Origin of the sequence: Arsenicicoccus sp. UBA7492 (assembly GCF_002479615.1) — a bacterium.
In the GTDB taxonomy this organism is placed as follows: Bacteria; Actinomycetota; Actinomycetes; order Actinomycetales; family Dermatophilaceae; genus Arsenicicoccus; species Arsenicicoccus bolidensis.
The window spans coordinates 1-16,701 of record NZ_DLOE01000048.1 but is presented as its reverse complement, the minus strand read 5'-3'; the positions used below and the strand labels follow the sequence as shown (position 1 = coordinate 16,701).

At 72.7% G+C, this 16,701-nt stretch carries 18 protein-coding genes; 10 read left to right on the top strand and 8 right to left on the bottom strand.

The window, feature by feature from the left end; all coding sequences use genetic code 11:
* Positions 1 to 33 precede the first annotated feature (33 nt).
* The 3 genes from B4E97_RS14290 to B4E97_RS14280 all read left to right on the top strand — a co-directional run bounded on the left by B4E97_RS14290 (position 34) and on the right by B4E97_RS14280 (position 1,686).
* On the top strand, positions 34 to 345 hold the full coding sequence (locus B4E97_RS14290) for an RNA polymerase sigma factor (RefSeq protein ID WP_286960349.1): 312 nt from the start codon (positions 34 to 36) through the stop codon (positions 343 to 345).
* Positions 342 to 1,145 (top strand): hypothetical protein, encoded by an 804-nt coding sequence (locus B4E97_RS14285; protein WP_286960598.1) that lies wholly within the window; start codon positions 342 to 344, stop codon positions 1,143 to 1,145. Before B4E97_RS14290 ends, B4E97_RS14285 begins: the two co-directional genes overlap by 4 nt.
* 76 nt (positions 1,146 to 1,221) lie before the next feature.
* The gene (locus B4E97_RS14280; RefSeq protein ID WP_376783708.1) at positions 1,222 to 1,686 is read left to right on the top strand and encodes a YccF domain-containing protein; all 465 of its coding nucleotides are present in this window, start codon (positions 1,222 to 1,224) and stop codon (positions 1,684 to 1,686) included.
* Positions 1,687 to 1,737: 51 nt separating this feature from the next.
* Here B4E97_RS14280 and B4E97_RS19020 read toward each other — a convergent pair whose 3' ends face one another.
* The 4 genes from B4E97_RS19020 to B4E97_RS14260 all read right to left on the bottom strand — a co-directional run bounded on the left by B4E97_RS19020 (position 1,738) and on the right by B4E97_RS14260 (position 4,770).
* A complete protein-coding gene (locus tag B4E97_RS19020) occupies positions 1,738 to 2,697 on the bottom strand; it encodes a regulatory protein RecX (protein WP_349681186.1) in 960 nt (319 codons plus the stop codon).
* A 5-nt stretch (positions 2,698 to 2,702) separates the two neighbouring features.
* Positions 2,703 to 3,794, bottom strand: coding sequence for a recombinase RecA (gene recA, locus B4E97_RS14270; protein ID WP_286960348.1), 1,092 nt, complete (start codon positions 3,792 to 3,794; stop codon positions 2,703 to 2,705).
* A gap of 221 nt (positions 3,795 to 4,015) precedes the next feature.
* Entirely contained in the window at positions 4,016 to 4,480 is a 465-nt protein-coding gene (locus B4E97_RS14265; protein ID WP_239264724.1) for a deoxycytidylate deaminase, read from the bottom strand.
* A 53-nt stretch (positions 4,481 to 4,533) separates the two neighbouring features.
* A complete protein-coding gene (locus B4E97_RS14260; protein WP_029211774.1) occupies positions 4,534 to 4,770 on the bottom strand; it encodes a DUF3046 domain-containing protein in 237 nt (78 codons plus the stop codon).
* 238 nt (positions 4,771 to 5,008) lie between these two features.
* Here B4E97_RS14260 and B4E97_RS14255 point away from each other — a divergent pair, with 238 nt between their 5' ends.
* The 7 genes from B4E97_RS14255 to B4E97_RS14225 all read left to right on the top strand — a co-directional run bounded on the left by B4E97_RS14255 (position 5,009) and on the right by B4E97_RS14225 (position 13,279).
* On the top strand, positions 5,009 to 5,320 hold the full coding sequence (locus B4E97_RS14255; protein ID WP_029211775.1) for a WGxxGxxG family protein: 312 nt from the start codon (positions 5,009 to 5,011) through the stop codon (positions 5,318 to 5,320).
* Between the two features lie 66 nt (positions 5,321 to 5,386).
* The gene (locus B4E97_RS14250) at positions 5,387 to 5,776 is read left to right on the top strand and encodes a WGxxGxxG family protein (RefSeq protein ID WP_019284561.1); all 390 of its coding nucleotides are present in this window, start codon (positions 5,387 to 5,389) and stop codon (positions 5,774 to 5,776) included.
* A 132-nt stretch (positions 5,777 to 5,908) separates the two neighbouring features.
* Positions 5,909 to 10,834 (top strand): Lhr family ATP-dependent helicase, encoded by a 4,926-nt coding sequence (locus tag B4E97_RS14245; RefSeq protein ID WP_286960345.1) that lies wholly within the window; start codon positions 5,909 to 5,911, stop codon positions 10,832 to 10,834.
* Between the two features lie 88 nt (positions 10,835 to 10,922).
* A complete protein-coding gene (locus B4E97_RS14240) occupies positions 10,923 to 11,456 on the top strand; it encodes a DUF488 family protein (protein ID WP_286960344.1) in 534 nt (177 codons plus the stop codon).
* Between the two features lie 49 nt (positions 11,457 to 11,505).
* On the top strand, positions 11,506 to 11,907 hold the full coding sequence (locus tag B4E97_RS14235) for a VOC family protein (protein ID WP_286960342.1): 402 nt from the start codon (positions 11,506 to 11,508) through the stop codon (positions 11,905 to 11,907).
* Between the two features lie 49 nt (positions 11,908 to 11,956).
* Positions 11,957 to 12,358, top strand: a complete 402-nt coding sequence (locus tag B4E97_RS14230; RefSeq protein WP_286960339.1) for a VOC family protein — start codon at positions 11,957 to 11,959, stop codon at positions 12,356 to 12,358.
* 54 nt (positions 12,359 to 12,412) lie between these two features.
* A complete protein-coding gene (locus tag B4E97_RS14225; protein WP_019284556.1) occupies positions 12,413 to 13,279 on the top strand; it encodes a DNA-formamidopyrimidine glycosylase family protein in 867 nt (288 codons plus the stop codon).
* 175 nt (positions 13,280 to 13,454) lie between these two features.
* Here the strand turns inward: B4E97_RS14225 and B4E97_RS14220 are convergent, their stop codons facing one another.
* The 4 genes from B4E97_RS14220 to rimO form a co-directional block, all read right to left on the bottom strand.
* On the bottom strand, positions 13,455 to 13,796 hold the full coding sequence (locus tag B4E97_RS14220; protein ID WP_019284555.1) for a helix-turn-helix domain-containing protein: 342 nt from the start codon (positions 13,794 to 13,796) through the stop codon (positions 13,455 to 13,457).
* A 134-nt stretch (positions 13,797 to 13,930) separates the two neighbouring features.
* Positions 13,931 to 14,413 carry a CinA family protein gene (locus tag B4E97_RS14215; protein ID WP_239264715.1) on the bottom strand — a complete coding sequence of 161 codons (483 nt, stop codon included), beginning with the start codon at positions 14,411 to 14,413 and terminating at the stop codon, positions 13,931 to 13,933.
* A complete protein-coding gene (gene pgsA, locus B4E97_RS14210) occupies positions 14,410 to 15,018 on the bottom strand; it encodes a CDP-diacylglycerol--glycerol-3-phosphate 3-phosphatidyltransferase (RefSeq protein ID WP_019284554.1) in 609 nt (202 codons plus the stop codon). The genes B4E97_RS14215 and pgsA overlap by 4 nt, the downstream gene beginning before the upstream one ends.
* Positions 15,015 to 16,655, bottom strand: a complete 1,641-nt coding sequence (gene rimO, locus B4E97_RS14205; RefSeq protein WP_286960334.1) for a 30S ribosomal protein S12 methylthiotransferase RimO — start codon at positions 16,653 to 16,655, stop codon at positions 15,015 to 15,017. The genes pgsA and rimO overlap by 4 nt, the downstream gene beginning before the upstream one ends.
* Positions 16,656 to 16,701 lie beyond the last annotated feature (46 nt).

Genomic DNA, 16,701 nt, shown 5'->3' with positions numbered 1-16,701 from the left:
CGGCTGGACGCCGGGGGGGCTCTCGCGGTCCGTATGACGAAGACCGCCCCGCTGCCATCCGGGGTCACCGAGGACGAGGCGGTGCTCCGCGCCGACCTCTCCGCCGCGTGGGCGCGGCTGACGCCAGCCCAGCAGGAGGTCCTCGCTCTGACGGTCTGGGACGGGCTGGATGCCACGCAGGCGGGCGCTGTCCTCGACATCTCGGCGCTCGCCTACCGACTGCGCCTGAGCCGAGCCCGCAAGGCGCTTCGCGCTCACCCCCACCTGACCGCAAGCCCCGCGCGGGTCACGAGTCCCGGCCCCTCACGGACGACGACCACGCCATGCGAAGGAGCCTCACGATGAACGACCTGCAGCTCGACGATGCCCTGCGCCCCCTCGACCCAGCCAGGGACGTGGCCGCCTCGCGAGGCAGCCATCATGTGCTGGCCGGCATTCTCGCCGCTCCTCGGCGCACCCAGATGGGGCCGACGAGGCGAACCAGGCGTCGGCGTGCCGTCCTCCTCGCTGTCGGAGCTGCCGCGGCAGCCAGCCTGACCTTCGTGGCCCCCGCGTTGCGTGGCTCCGACTCCGCAACCGCGGGCTGGAGCCCCACCCCTGACGCCACCAACGCCGTCCGGGACAGCGAGTCCGCGCAGCAGTGCCACTTCTGGGTCAGCCAGAACGGCAGCGACCGCATCCCCTCGACCGTCGTGCTCACCGAGCGCCGTGGGGACTGGGTGCTCGCCCTGCTCACCACGTCCAAGGGCCCGGTCACCTGTCTGCACGACCAGCGGTGGCACCGCGAGGCCTCCGGGGGGCTCGCCGGACCTATGGCTCTGCCCGCCCCGCCCTCGTCCACCGGGATCGTCCTCACGCGTGCCGGCGCGTCTGCCCGCGACGATGGTGACCCGATCGTTCGCGAGGTGGCCGGGCGCGTGCTGCCGGATGTGACCAGGGTCGTCGTGCACACCGCGGCACGGGGCGACGTGACGGCGACCGTGGTCGACGGGTGGGTCGTGGCCTGGTGGCCAGGTGAACCCATGGGCTCGGATGTGAAGGATGCTGACGGATCGCTGTCCGACGGTTTCGACCGCGTGACGGTGAGTCGAAGGGGCGCAGGCTCGACGACCTACCCGGCGGCGTCCCTGCTGGTCCGGAACTGACGCTCAGAGGCTGACGGGGTTGCGGGACATCCCTGAGGCGCCCCTGAGATCCGGACCTGGCGGGAACACCGTCAGCGTGCCGCACGTCGACCCTGGTGACAGCACCCCACCCGTCACCTCGGAGGTCACCGTGCGCCTGCTCCTCAATGTCATCTGGGTCGTGTTCTGCGGCTTCTGGCTGTGGTTGACCTATGTCATCGCGGGCATCATCGCGTGCGTGTTCATCGTGACCATCCCCATCGGGGTGGCGTCGTTCCGGATGGCGAGCTATGCGCTGTGGCCGTTCGGCCGGGCGGTCGTCACGACCCCCGGGGCGGGGCCGGTGTCCGGGGTGGCCAACCTCGTGTGGTTCCTGATCGCCGGGTGGTGGCTGGCGCTCGGCCACCTCACCACCGCTGCCGCGCAGGCGGTCACGATCATCGGGATCCCGTTGGCCGTCGCCAACCTCAAGCTCATCCCGGTGACGCTGTTCCCCTACGGCAAGGAGATCGTCGACGTGCGCGCGATTCCCGCTGCCCAGAGGCCTCTGCACTCGCTGTGACCGCCTCACGCTTCACCTCCGCGGCCGCCACCACCACCCCAGCTGCGAGGGCTAGTCGCGCTGATGCTCCGGGGCGTCCGCGATCGCGTCGCGGATGACGGAGTAGGCCACACCCGAGCCGTAACCCTTGCGCGCGAGCATGCCGGCGAGGCGACGTGTCTGGACCTCCACCGTCAGGCCGCCCATCGAGCGCAGCTTCTTGTCCACCAGCTCGCGCGCGGTGCGACGCTCCTCCTCCGGATCGACCTCGTCCAGGGCAGCGTCGGCCAGATCCTTGTCGATGCCCTTCTTGCGCAGCTCGTGAGCGAGGGCGCGCTTGGCCAGGCCCTTGGTCGCCTGCTGCGAGCGGACGAGCATGGCGGCGTAGGCCTCGTCGTCCACGAGCCCCACCTCGGTCATCCGGTCGAGGACGCGGGTGATGACGTCCTCGGGGCAGTCACGCTGGCGGAGCTTGGTCTCGAGCTGCGCGCGACTGCGGGGTGCCATGGCCAGCTGGCGCAGCACGATCTGCCGCGCGACGTCCTCGTGGTCGGGCTCGGCGTCGACGGCGGCCGCGCCCTCCGCGGGCGGGTCCTCGGCCCGGCCCCTGCGCCGGGGCTTGGATCGTTCGCGCTTGCCGCCGATCGCCGCGCCGCCGCGCCCCGAACGCGCCCTCGGCGCCTTCGGTGCGGTCAGCGCCTTGGCTTCCTCACGCCCCTCGGTGCGCAGGTCCTCCCAGGTGGCGGGGGCGACCTGCGCATCCCGGGGCAGGAGGTCCGGAACGCCCTGCGCCGCACCGGACTCCGCACGCGCCAAGGCCTCGCGGGCGCGTTCGAGCCTCGCGTCCGGAACTGACCGATCGGCGGCACCGAGGGCGTCGGGATCTGACCGGTCGGTGAGGACGTGCGCCTCGAGATCCGGTCGGTCGACGGGATGGGGCGGCGGGACGGCAGCGGGGCCGGTCTCCTGGGTGTGATCCCACGAGGCGACCCCGCTCCAGCTCCCACGCCCTGGGGCGGTGGGGTCCGGCATACGACTCAGAACTCGACCGGGGGCTCGACCGCAGGGATCTCGGAGACGGGAGCGTCGATCGGCTTGATGATGCCGAGCTTCTCCTTGATCCTGCGCTCGATCTCGTCCGCGGCCTCGGGGTGGTCCTTGAGGAACTGACGGGCGTTCTCCTTGCCCTGCCCGAGCTGGTCGCCCTCGTAGGTGTACCAGGCGCCGGCCTTGCGGACGAAGCCCTGCTCGACCCCCATGTCGATGAGGCCACCCTCGCGCGAGATGCCCTCGCCGTAGATGATGTCGAACTCGGCCTGCTTGAACGGCGGGCTCACCTTGTTCTTGACGACCTTGACGCGGGTGCGGTTGCCGACCGCGTCGGCGCCGTCCTTGAGCGTCTCGATGCGGCGGACGTCCAGGCGCACCGAGGCGTAGAACTTCAGCGCCTTGCCACCGGTCGTCGTCTCGGGCGAGCCGAACATGACGCCGATCTTCTCGCGGAGCTGGTTGATGAAGATCGCGGTGGTGCCGCTCGTGGACAGGGCACCGGTGATCTTGCGCAGCGCCTGGCTCATGAGTCGGGCCTGCAGGCCGACGTGGCTGTCGCCCATCTCGCCCTCGATCTCGGCGCGGGGCACCAGGGCCGCCACGGAGTCGATGACGATGATGTCGAGCGCGCCGGAGCGGATCAGCATGTCCGCGATCTCGAGCGCCTGCTCGCCCGTGTCGGGCTGGGACACCAGCAGGGCGTCCGTGTCGACGCCGAGCTTCTTGGCGTACTCCGGGTCGAGGGCGTGCTCGGCGTCGATGAACGCGGCGATGCCTCCGTTGCGCTGGGCGCTGGCCACCGCGTGCAGGGCGACCGTGGTCTTTCCCGAGGACTCGGGGCCGTAGATCTCGATGACACGACCGCGCGGGAGGCCGCCGATCCCGAGGGCCACGTCGAGGGCGATCGACCCGGTCGGGATGACCTCGATCGGGGGCCGGACGTCGTCGCCGAGGCGCATGACCGCGCCCTTGCCGTGCGACTTCTCGATCTGCCCGAGGACCGAGGACAGCGCCTGGAACTTCGCGTCCTTGGGGTCGGCCGGGGCCTTGGAACCCTTGATGGGGGTGACTGCTGCCATGACTGCTGTCCTTGTCTCTCGTCGGATCGCGCCCACCGGCAACCCGTGACGTGGTTGATGTCTCGGGTCAGACGCTAGGAGCCACCACTGACAGACCCTCCCTGGGTCGTGACGACCTGTGGACGATGCTGCGCTCGGCCGGAGCTCCTGTGGATGACTCTACCGAACACAATTTCGATGTCGGGCATTGGCGCGCTGCGTGTCGCGCGACCCTGGGACGGTCAGAGCACGATGGGTCGGGACAGGTCGTCCTCGATGACGCGCCCCTCCGGCTCACGGTGCAGCGAGCGCACCACACCGGCCCCGGCGAGGAGCTTGCGGCAGGTCGGGCACGGACGGGCCGTGACGTATGCCGTCGCCCCGCGGCAGTCCGCCCGGGCGTAGAGCAGCGCGTTGGCCTCGGCGTGCACGGCGACGCACCGGCCCGGGCCCGTGTCGTAGTCGGTGAACTCGCGTGTCTGCTCGTAGGTCAGCAGCCCGCGCGGGCAGTGGCCGTCCAGGCAGCCCGGGTGCCCCGAGGGCGCGCCGTTGTAGCCGGTCGAGATGATCCGGCGGTCCTCCGAGACGATGACGGCCCCGACCTGACGACGTCGGCAGTCGGCCCGCACGGCGACGGCGTCCGCGACCCCCAGGAAGTAGTCGTCCCAGTCCGGTCGGGTGGTGCGGGATGCGGCGCCGGTCGTCATGGGGGCGACCCTACCGAGACGGCGGGACCCGGCATACGACCTGCTCGCGGGCGTCAGTCCAGCGGTGCGTCGCGCCGCAGCGGGCGATCGCGTCCGAGCCGGCGGGACTCCGGGACCTCGAAGTCGTCGCACAGGGCCAACCAGACGGTGCGTGGCTGGACCCCGTCGGCGACGGCCTCGTCCGCCGTGCGGCTGCCGAGGCCGGAGATGCGGTGGTCGGCGGCCACGGTCGGGGCATAACCGGGCCCGAACTCCTCGTCCAGGAGCCGTCGGAGGTCGGACAGGCGCATCCGCACACCATGTCGCTCAGGTCACGAAGGTGCAACTCGCCACCCGAACGGCGTCACGCAAGCCGCGGTTCGCTCAGGAGTCGCCGAGCCTGTGACCAGCACGAGTACGCAGGGTGACCTGTTACACCTCGCGCAGACTGTGACATGGATCGCATCCAACCTCCCGCATGAGCCTGCCCTCACCTGGCAAACATGAAGCAGTACAAAGAGCGAACGACCTTACGACGAAAGGAAAATCATGCGCCGCACCATGACCCGCCTGGGTGCCGCAGCCGTGATCGGAGCCGCTTCGGTCACTGCCGCTGCTGCCCCCTCGATGGCTGCTCAGCCTGCCCAGCACGCACCCAGCGTCACCGTCGTCGCCGCCGACGACAAGGTGGCCGACGACAACTCCGGCATGTGGGGCCTCGCCGGCCTCCTCGGTGCCCTCGGCCTTGCCGGCCTGCTCAAGGGCAAGCAGGCGGTCGACCAGCGTCGCGCCTCCGGCGCCACGCGTGCCACCTCGACCCAGGCCACCACGGCCAACCGGACCGACGACCGCTCTCACTGAGCAGTCCCCCTCCAGCTCCGTCGACGACACCGTCGACCCGCTCCCCGATCGAAAGGTTTGATCATCATGCGCAAGACCATCCTCACCGCCGTCGCCGCCACGGCCTTCGCCGTCGTCCCCGCGGGTGCCGCCATGGCCGACACGGCCACGCCCTCGCCGAGCACCTCGGTCACCACGACCACCACCACGACCGAGTCCGACAAGACCGGCCTGTGGGGCCTTCTCGGCCTGCTGGGCCTGGCCGGCCTGCTCAAGAAGAACAAGAAGCACGAGGTCCACACCGCTGACCACGTGGACCACCGCAACACCCGCACCGAGCACGTGGGCACGCACCACGACACCAACGTCACCCACGGCAACGTCGACCGCGACACCGCGATCCGCACCACCGACACCGATCGTGACGGCCTCGGCGGCACGCGTCGCGACGGCCTGGGTGACGACACCCGCCGCTGACACGAGCACGGGCACCACGCCCGAGCGCAGCACCATCGAGGAGGTCCCCAGCCGGCTGGTCGGGGACCTCCTCGTCGTCGCGCCGTGGGCAGCAGGGGTATGTCGGACCCCCGTGGCACTCTTGGACGCACCATGACCAGCGACGTCCTCGACCGCTTCTCCCCCGCCACCCGCGCGTGGTTCCGGAGCAGCTTCCCCGCGCCCACCCCGGCCCAGACCGGAGCGTGGGAGGCCGTGTCGACCGGTCAGCACACCCTCGTCGTCGCCCCCACCGGGTCGGGCAAGACCCTGGCCGCGTTCCTGTGGGCGCTGGACCAGGTGGGAGCGACCCCGCCGCCCGAGGACCCCCTGCGCCGCTGCCGCGTCCTCTACGTCTCCCCGATGAAGGCGCTCGCCGTCGACGTCGAGCGCAACCTCCGCTCGCCCCTGGTCGGCATCGAGCACGCCGCTCGCAGGCTGGGCGTCCCGCCCCCCGAGGTGACGGTGTCGGTGCGCAGCGGGGACACCCCGGCCGCCGACCGCCGCGCCTTCCAACGCCGCCCGAGCGACGTGCTGATCACCACCCCCGAGTCGCTCTTCCTGCTGCTCACGTCCGCCTCGCGAGAGAGCCTGCGCGGGGTCGAGACGGTGATCCTCGACGAGGTCCACGCCGTCGCCGGCACCAAGCGCGGGGCCCATCTCGCCCTGTCCCTCGAGCGCCTCGACGCCCTGCTGGACCGTCCCGCGACCCGCGTCGGCCTGTCGGCGACCGTGCGCCCGGTCGAGGAGGTGGCGCGCTACCTCGCGGGCGGTCGGCCCGTCAGCGTCGTCCAGCCCCCCTCGACCAAGGAGTGGGACCTGCAGGTCGTCGTGCCGGTCCCCGACCTGGCCGAGCTCGGAGCCGCCGCGCCGGTCGACCTCGACGGACCCGGCGACACGGACCCGCGCCGGGCCGCCTCGGTGTGGCCCCACGTCGAGGAACGCATCGTCGACCTCGTCGCCCAGCAGCGCTCGACCCTCGTCTTCGCCAACTCACGACGGCTGGCCGAACGCCTCACCGCACGTCTCAACGAGCTGTGGGAGGAGCGGCTCTCGCCCGCCGAGGAGGAGGAGGACGGCCGTGTGCCGGAGCCCGCCGAGGAGGAGGAGGACGGCCGTGTGCCGGAGCCCGCCGAGGAGGAGGAGGACGGCCGTGTGCCGGAGCCCGCCGCCATCGCCCCGGACGGTCTGCCCGCCCCTGCCCGTCTCACCCACGGCACCCCCGCGCACCTCATGGGGCAGGCCGGGCAGAGCCACGGCGCCGCACCGGTGCTGGCGCGGGCCCACCACGGATCCGTGAGCAAGGAGCACCGCCAGGAGATCGAGGAGGCTCTCAAGTCCGGCCACCTGCCCGCCGTGGTCGCCACCAGCTCGCTCGAGCTCGGCATCGACATGGGCGCGGTGGACCTCGTGGTCCAGGTCGAGAGCCCCCCGAGCGTGGCCAGCGGCCTGCAGCGTGTCGGCCGCGCCGGGCACCAGGTGGGGGCGGTCTCCCGGGGCGTGTTCTTCCCCAAGTACCGCGCCGACCTGGTCCAGACCGCCGTGGTCATCGACCGCATGCGCGCCGGCGCGATCGAGGCGCTGCGCATCCCCGCCAACCCCGTCGACGTCCTCGCCCAGCAGATCGTGGCCATGTGCGCGCTGGACGACTGGACCGTGGGCGACGTCGAGCAGCTGGTCCGGCGAGCGGCGCCCTACGCGTCCCTGCCCCGGTCCGTCCTCGAGGCCACCCTCGACATGCTCGCCGGGCGCTACCCCGACGACGAGTTCGCCGAGCTGCGTCCCCGGATCGTCTGGGACCGCGTCGCCGACACCGTGTCCGGTCGTCCCGGTGCTCAGCGGCTGGCCGTCACCAGCGGCGGCACCATCCCCGACCGCGGGCTGTATGCCGTCATGCTCGCCACCGGCGACGGACCCGGCCGCCGCGTGGGCGAGCTCGACGAGGAGATGGTCTACGAGTCGCGGGTCGGCGACGTCTTCACCCTCGGCTCGACGGCCTGGCGGATCGAGGACATCACGCACGACCGGGTGCTCGTCACCCCGGCCCCGGGCCAGCCCGGGCGGCTGCCGTTCTGGAAGGGCGACCAGCTCGGGCGCCCGGCCGAGCTCGGGGCGGCGGTGGGGGCACAGCTGCGCGAGCTCTCCCGGCTGCCGCGGGAGGACGCCATACGACGGCTGTCCGACGGGGGGCTGGACGCCTGGGCGGCCGACAACCTCGTCGACTATCTCGGCGAGCAGCGCGAGGCGACGGGCGTGGTGCCCGACGACCGGACCGTCGTGGTGGAGCGCTTCCGCGACGAGATCGGGGACTGGCGGATCGCGATCCACTCCCCCTACGGCCAGCAGGTGCACGCGCCCTGGGCCCTCGCCGTGGCGGCCCGCTTCCGCGAGCGGTTCGGCTACGACGTGCAGGCGATGAACGCCGACGACGGCATCATCCTGCGCCTGCCCGACCTGGACGACGCCTTCGACGGGCACGACGGGCCGGACGGGGATGCCGGTGACGTCTCGGGCTGGACCCGCGAGATCGTCGACCTGATCACCCTCGACCCGGACGACGTGCGGGCCCTCGTGACGGCCGAGATCGGCGGCTCCGCCGTGTTCGCCGCGCGGTTCCGGGAGTGCGCCGCCCGCGCCCTGCTGCTGCCGAGGCGGCAGCCCGGCAAGCGCCAGGCCTTGTGGCAGCAGCGGCAGCGCTCCGCCCAGCTGCTCGAGGTGGCCAGCCGCTACCCGTCCTTCCCCATCGTGCTCGAGGCCGTGCGCGAGTGTCTCCAGGACGTCTTCGACGTCCCCGGCCTGATCGACCTGATGACGCGCGTCCGGTCGAGGGACGTCCGCGTCGTCGAGGTCGAGACGCCCACACCGTCGCCGTTCGCCAAGAGCCTGCTGTTCGGCTACGTCGCCCAGTACCTTTACGAGGGCGACTCCCCCCTGGCCGAGCGCCGGGCCGCCGCGCTGTCCCTCGACGCCGACCTGCTGTCGGACCTGCTCGGCCAGGACGCCGGCAGCTCCTTGCGGGACCTCCTGGATCCCGAGGTCATCACGGCGACGGAGGCCGACCTGCAACGACTCTCGCCGGGTCGACGGTGCCGGGACGCCGAGGGTGTCGCCGACCTCCTGCGCGTCGTGGGGCCGTTGACGACCCCGGAGGTCGCGGCACGCTGCGCCGTCGTCGACGAGGACGCCTACCCGGACGAGGGGCAGGCCGCGACCTGGCTGGAGGCACTCGAGTCGGCACGCCGCGTCGTGCGGGTCCGCATCAGCGACGAGGAGCGCTGGGCCGTCGTCGAGGACGCGGGCCGGCTGCGTGATGCGCTCGGGGTGGCCGTGCCTCCGGGCATCGCCGACAGCCTGCTGGACGGCGGCGACGACCCGCTCGGGGGGCTCGTCCATCGTTACGCGCGCACCCATGGGCCGTTCACGGCCGCGGCCGTCGCCGCGGCCTTCGGCCTCGGCACCTCGGTCGCCACGCACGCCCTGGCTCGTCTGGTAGGCCGCGGGCAGCTCGTCGAGGGGGAGCTGCTGCCCGAGCAGCTCGGTGGTGGCCAGCACGGGATCGAGTACTGCGACGTGCAGGTCCTGCGCACGCTGCGGCGCCGCTCGCTGGCCGCGTTGCGCGCCGAGGTCGAGCCGGTCCCGGTCACCGACCTGGCGCGCTTCGTGCCCGCCTGGCACGGCATCGGCGACCGGAGCCGCGGCGTCGAGGCCGTGGCCCGGGCCGTGGAGCAGCTGGCCGGGGCGCGCCTGACGGCCAGCGCCGTGGAGACGCTCGTGCTGCCGGCCCGCGTCCCCGACTACTCACCTGCCCTGCTCGACGAGCTGATGGCGACCGGTGAGGTGCTGTGGCAGGGCCACGGCTCGCTGCCGGGAGACGACGGCTGGGTCTCCTTGCACCTGGCCGACACCTCCCACCTGACCCTGGCCGCCCCCGGCCCGGACGCCGATCTCAGCGCCGAGCAGCTGGCGCTGCTCGAGCACCTGCGGCTGGGCGGGGCACACTTCGTCACCGGCCTCGCCGCGGCTCTCGGACGCGGCACCGACGCCACGGTCGTCGACGACCTGTGGGCCCTGGTCTGGGGTGGGCACGTCACCGGCGACACGTTCACCGCCGTGCGGGGCCTGCTCGACGGTGGCCACACGGCGCACAAGCCGCGCCGCAGCGGACCTCGGTCCGGACGCGGCGGGCGGCGAGGCACGCTCGGCACCCTGCGCGGGGGCGGTCCACGCAGCGGTCTGGCTCGGCCCGCCTCCGCCGTCCGCATCACCGACCCTCGCGGCGTCGGACGCTGGAGCGTCCTGCCGGCCACCGAGACCGACGCGACCGTCCGCGCGTGGGCCCAGGCGGAGCTGCTGCTCGACCGCTACGGCGTGGTCACCCGAGGCAGTGCGGTGGCCGAGGAGGTCGTGGGCGGCTTCGCCTCGGTCTATCGCGTCCTCGCGGCCGCAGAGGAGGCGGGCCGCGTCCGACGCGGCTACTTCGTGGAAGGTCTGGGCGGGTCCCAGTTCGCGACCGCGGGAGCGGTGGACCGCCTGCGCGCCGGCAGCCGGGTCCTGGACGACACGGCCGGTGGCCAGCAGGGCGCCGGCCTGCCGGCCAGCCCGCTCGCGCACCTCGGCGACGCCTGGTCGGTGAGCGCTCAGCGACGCGGCGCCCAGCCTGAGCGTCCCGCCCTGGTCCTGGCCGCCACCGACCCCGCCAACGTCTACGGCGCCGCGCTCCCCTGGCCGGAGCGTCCCGACGACGCCGGCAGGCATCGTCCAGCACGCAAGGCCGGCGCCCTCGTCGTCCTGGTCGACGGGCGGCTCGTGCTCTACGTGGAGCGGGGCGGCAAGACGCTGCTGTCCTTCAGCGAGGACCCCGCCGACCTCGGCGCTGCCGCCAAGGCCCTGGCCGACGTGGTGCATCGTGGGGCGCTCGGCAGGCTCAGCGTCGAGCGCGCCGACGGCGCCGCGCTCCTCGGGTCCGACCACCCCCTGGTCCAGGCGCTGGCCGACGCGGGCTTCCACCACACCCCCCGCGGGCTGCGGCTGCGCCGGTGACACCGTGGGACGACCGAGCAGAGCCGGCTCCACCGCTCGCGACGACGCCAGGATGGAGGCCGCACACGGGCTGGACAGGGCTCGGCGCATGACGATCTGGACCGTCGGGCACTCGACACGCCCCATCGAGGAGCTCGTCGGGCTGCTGCGCGAGCACGACATCACCCAGCTGGTCGACATCCGCACGGTGCCGGGGTCACGCCACAACCCGCAGTACTCCCAGAACGCCCTCGAGAGCTCGCTCCCGGAGCACGGAGTCCGGTACGTCTATCGCAAGGATCTGGGCGGCCTGCGCAAGGGGGTGCCGGAGTCGGTCAACGGAGCCTGGCGCAACGCGTCCTTCCGCGGCTACGCCGACTACATGCAGACGCCCGAGTTCGGTGCGGCGGTGGACGATCTCGTGGACCTGGCGGGCGAGCGCCGGACGGCCATCATGTGCGCCGAGGCCGTGCCCTGGCGGTGCCACCGCTCGCTCGTGGCCGACGCACTTGTGGTCCGCGGGGTGCAGGTCGTCGACATCATGGGCCCGGCCAGGACGAGCGAGCACACGCTCACCTGCTTCGCCCATGTCGAGGGCACCTCGGTCACCTATCCCACCTATCCCCCGGAGCAGCCCCGTTGATCGCGGCTACCGGACGCGAGCCGTCCGCAATCGTCGCTACGGTCCTGCCATGGACATCACCCCCAAGCTCGACCTCATCGTCCTGGACTGCCCAGACGCCCTCGAGCTCGGTCGCTTCTACGGCGCCCTGCTCGGCTACGAGCTGGGGGACGGCGCCGACCGCGACTGGGTCAACCTCGTCCCCCCGGGCGGCGGGGTCTCGAAGGACAACCCGGACGGGCGAGCGACACTGGCCTTCCAGCGCATCGACGACTACGTCGCCCCGACCTGGCCCGGTGGCGCACACCCGCAGCAGTTCCACCTGGACCTGAGCGTCCCTGCCATCGATGCCGCCGAGCGCCGCGTCCTCGAGCTCGGCGCACGGGTGCACGAGCACCAGCCCACGCAGGAGGGCGACTTCCGCGTCTACCTCGACCCAGCGGGTCACCCCTTCTGCCTCGTCCAGGGCTGATTCGACGCCGGCCCTCCCCTTCTGCCCGCTGGGTGTGTACGGTGTCCACATGAGCGCTCCCTCCCCCTACGTCACGTTCCCCGGCACGACCCGAGTGGCGCTCAGCGCCTACCAGCGGATCTTTGGCGGGGAGCTGAGCCTGCACACCCGCGGCGACCTCCAGCGCACCGACGAGCCCCTCGACGCGATCGGGCACGGCCAGCTGACCGGTCCGATCACGATCTTCGGGTCGGACGCAGCCGACGGCGAGGACCCCGTGCACACGACCGGCCTCATGCTGGCCCTGCTCGGTGCCGGCGACCCCGACACCTCGCGGCGATGGTTCGACGCCCTCGCGGACGGTGGCACCGTCGTCGACGACCTGCAGCGACGCCCGTGGGGCGACTGGGACGGGCAGGTGATCGACCGGTTCGGGCTGCACTGGCTGATCGGGTTCCAGCCCGACGCCTGAGCCCCGCGACGCGCCGGGCTCCCGGCATACGACCGGTCGTGCCAGGATCAGCCCATGCCCGAGGGAGATGCCGTATGGCGCACCGCCCGGCGCCTCCACCGGGCGCTGGCCGGGCGCGTGGTCACCGACTGCGACCTGCGCTGGCCCTCGCTGGCCACCGCCGACCTGCGGGGGCGCACCACGGTCGAGGTCGTCCCGCGCGGCAAGCACATCCTGCACCGGCTCGACGACGGGCTCACGCTGCACTCGCACCTGCGGATGGACGGGTCGTGGCGCACGCACGACCCCGCGCGGCTGACGCTGCGGCACCTGCGGGACACGGACGTGCGCGCCGTCGTGGGCTGCGAGACGGCCACGGCGATCGGCACCAAGCTCGGGATGATCGACCTCGTCCGCACGGCCGACGAAGGCCGCCTCGTCGGACATCTCGGCCCTGACCTGCTCGGCCCCGACTGGGACCCCGAGGTCGCCGTCACCAACCTGCTGCGCCGCCCGGACCGGCACATCGGGGCGGCGCTGCTCGACCAGCGCAACCTCGCCGGCGTCGGCACGATGTGGGACGCGGAGGTGCTGCACCTGGAGCGCGTGTGGCCGTGGACACCCGTCGGCGAGCTCGGCCCGGGCCAGCTGCGGGCCATCGTCACCCGGGTGCAGAGGTTGGTCGATGGCAGCAAGCTGCTCCGGCAGTCCACCTCGACAGGGTCGTTGGTGCCAGGTCAGGAGATGCTCGTCCACGGGCGCAGCGCCCTGCCCTGTCGGGGCTGTGGGGGGCCGGTCCGGCTGTCGCGCATCGGGGAGCCGCCGCAGGACCGGGCGATGTTCTACTGCCCGGTGTGCCAGGGCGGTCTGGGGCCGGACGACGACGGTCGACGGCAGCGTCCGCTCGGCGAGGGGCGGAGCGGGCCGAGCCGCAACGGATGATGCGGCGCTGGCCGGACGTCGAGCAGGCACCGCAGCAGAAACCGGCCGGGGTTGATCACATCGACCGGCCTCGGTCACATCGGCCTGGCGTGCGAAGGCCGGTCGATGTGACTACCTGGGGTAGGTCCATCAGCCTGGCGTGCGAAGGCCGGTCGATGTGACTACCTGGGGTAGGTCACGCCGCGGAGCGGGCGGTCGCCGTGGCCGGCTCGCGCTCGGACCCCACGCGCTCGGCCCCCACGCGCTCGGCACCCACGGGGAGGGGCACGGGCCGGGACATCCGCTCGGAGGCCGCGACCCGGGTGGACACGTCGCCGAGGACGACCGACAGGGGCACGTCCAGGGCGGCGCAGATCGAGGAGATTAGCTCGGAGGACGCTTCCTTCTCGCCACGCTCGACCTCGGACAGGTAGCCGAGGGAGACCTTGGCGGACGCCGACACGTCACGCAGGGTGCGACCGAGCGAGCGTCGGCGGTCGCGCAGGACCTGGCCCAGCTCACGACGCAGCAGGATCATCTCTCGCTCCCTTCTCACCCGCACGGACATCCGAGGCCCACGATAGCGTGCCCGCCCTGCGGCGGCCGTGCTGCCATGCGGTCGCCCCTCGGTCGGAGCAGCCCCGTCAGAGCACTCCCTGGACAACACCCGACTCAGCCGAGACGTTCCAGGGCTCGTCCGATGACGGTCTGCACCGTCGCGGCGCGGATCGCCGCGCGGTCCCCCGCGAGCGCCAGTCGCCACGACGCGCAACCGTGCTCGTCGGCCACGGCGACATAGACGGTCCCGACCGGTTCACCGTCGGCGGGGTCCGGTCCTGCCACTCCGGTGGTGGCCAGCCCGACGTCCGACCGGCAGACCCGACGCGCGCCCTCGGCCAGCTCCCGGACGACGTCGTCGTTGACTGCGCCCCGGGCCGCCAGCAGGTCCTCATCGACGCCCAGCACGCTCGCCTTGACGTCGTAGGCATAGGCGACCACCCCGCCACGCACCACGGCGCTCGCACCCGGCACGGTCACCAGCTCGGCGACCACGAGCCCGCCCGTGAGCGACTCGGCGGTGGCGACGGTCAGCCCGCGATCGGCCAGCCGGGCGATCAGCCGCGACGCCAGGTCCACCTCCCTGACCGCCGTCACACCCCGCCGCCGCGGCGCGCGTCGCGGCGCAGCCGGTGCGCGGCGAGGAGGTAGTCGACGCCGGTGACGACGGTGACCACGAGGGCCGCAGCCATGACGACGGCGCAGGCCCAGTGCCACAGGTCGTTGCCGGGCAGGACGTACATGCCGAGAGCGACGGCCTGCAGCATGGTCTTGAGCTTGCCGCCGCGGCTGGCCGCCATCACGCCGTAGCGGATGACCACGAAGCGCAGCAGGGTGATGCCGATCTCGCGCACGAGGATGACGATCGTCACCCACCACCACACGTCGCCGACCAGCGACAGGCAGATGAGGCCGGCGCCCATGAGGGCCTTGTCGGCGATCGGGTCCGCGAGCTTGCCGAAGTCGGTGATCAGGCCTCGAGAGCGCGCCAGGTCGCCGTCGATCTTGTCGGTGATCGAGGCCAGGACGAAGACACCCCAGGCCCACCACCGGTCGCTCGCGTCCAGACCGCCCTGGCGCATGAGCAGCCACACGAACACCGGGACGAGCAGGATGCGCAGCATGGTCAGCGCGTTGGCGATGTTCCAGTTGCTGACATGCCGCTGCGGAGCGCGTCCGCCGGGCGTGACGGGCGCGCTCACCGCTCCGCCCCCGGCTCCAGCGGCTCGGGTGCCTGCTGCGTCGGGGGCTCCGCCGACAGCGGCTCTGCCACAGGCTCGGCCACGAGGTCGACGCCCTCGCTGGCCACCACCGTGGCGCGGACGAGGTCACCCACGCGAGGCAGGGTCGCGCCGTCGGCATACGACAGCAGGGTCACGCCGTCGACGTCGGGGCCCTGGAAGGGCGAGCGCCCGACCACCTCGACCTCGCCGCCGACACCCTGAACCTCCACCTCAGCGTCAGCACCAGCATCAGTGTCGCCAGCAGAATCGCCGTCCGCTCGCTCCACGGACTCGACCAGCACCTCGACCACGGACCCGACCCGCTCCTCGGCCCGCTGGGCCATGAGCTCGTCGACCAGCGACTGCACGCGGGCCACGCGCTCGGCGACGACGTCCTCGTCGACCTTGTCGGCGTAGCCCTCGGCCTCGGTGCCGTCCTCGTCGGAGTAGCCGAAGACGCCGACGACGTCGAGCCGCGCCGCCGTGAGGAAGCGCTCCAGCTCGGCCACGTCGTCCTCGGTCTCGCCGGGGAAGCCCACGATGACGTTGGACCGGATGCCGGCGTCGGGCCGGATCGCCCGGATCTGCTCGACCAGCGCGAGGAAGGCCTCGGTGGACCCGAACCGCCGCATCCGGCGCAGCACCGGCTCGCTGGCGTGCTGGAAGGAGATGTCGAAGTAGGGCACCACGGTCGGCACGGCGAGCAGCGTCTCGATCAGACCGGGTCGGATCTCGGCGGGCTGGAGGTAGGAGACGCGGATGCGCGGAAGCCCCTCGACCTCGCCGAGCGACTCGACCAGGGACTCGAGCAGCCGCAGGTCACCGAGGTCCTTGCCGTAGGACGTGGAGTTCTCGGAGACGAGGAAGACCTCGCGCACGCCCTGGTCGACCAGCCAGCGAGCCTCGGCCAGGACGTCGGCGGGGCGGCGGGACACGAACGACCCCCGGAAGGCCGGGATCGCGCAGAAGGCGCAGCGCCGGTCGCAGCCGGAGGCGATCTTGAGGGGTGCCCAGGGGCGCCCGTCGAGGCGACGGCGCACCACGCGCGGGCCGCTGTCGGGCGCGACGCCCTCGGGCAGGTCCGGCACCTGTGCGACGCCGTGGTGGACGGCGTCGGCGCCGTGGCCCGGCAGGGCGACACCCGTGGAGGCGGCCTGGCGGTCCACCGGGGACAGCGGCAGCAGGCGGCGCCGGTCGCCGGGCGTGTGGGCCTCGGGCGTGCTCCCCGCGAGGATGGCGCGCAGGTGCGAGCTCATGTCGGTGTAGGAGTCGAAGCCCAGCACCGCGTCGGCCTCGGGCAGCTGGTCGGCCAGCTCCTTGCCGTAGCGCTCGGCCAGGCAGCCCACGGCCACGACCTTCTGCGTGCGGCCGTTCTCCTTGAGGTCGGACGCCTCGAGGAGGGCGTCGATCGAGTCCTTCTTGGCCTGCTCGACGAACCCGCAGGTGTTGACGACGGCGACATCCGCGTCCCCGGCGTCCTCGACGAGGACCCAGCCCCCGTCGGCCAGTCGACCGGCGAGCTCCTCGGAGTCCACCTCGTTGCGCGCGCACCCGAGCGTCACGACCGCCACCGTCCGGGAGGGCTGCAGGTCGGTCTCGATCGGCTGGGAGGTCATGGGTCAACCCTAGTTGCCCTGCGGTTGAACCTCGATCCACCGATGG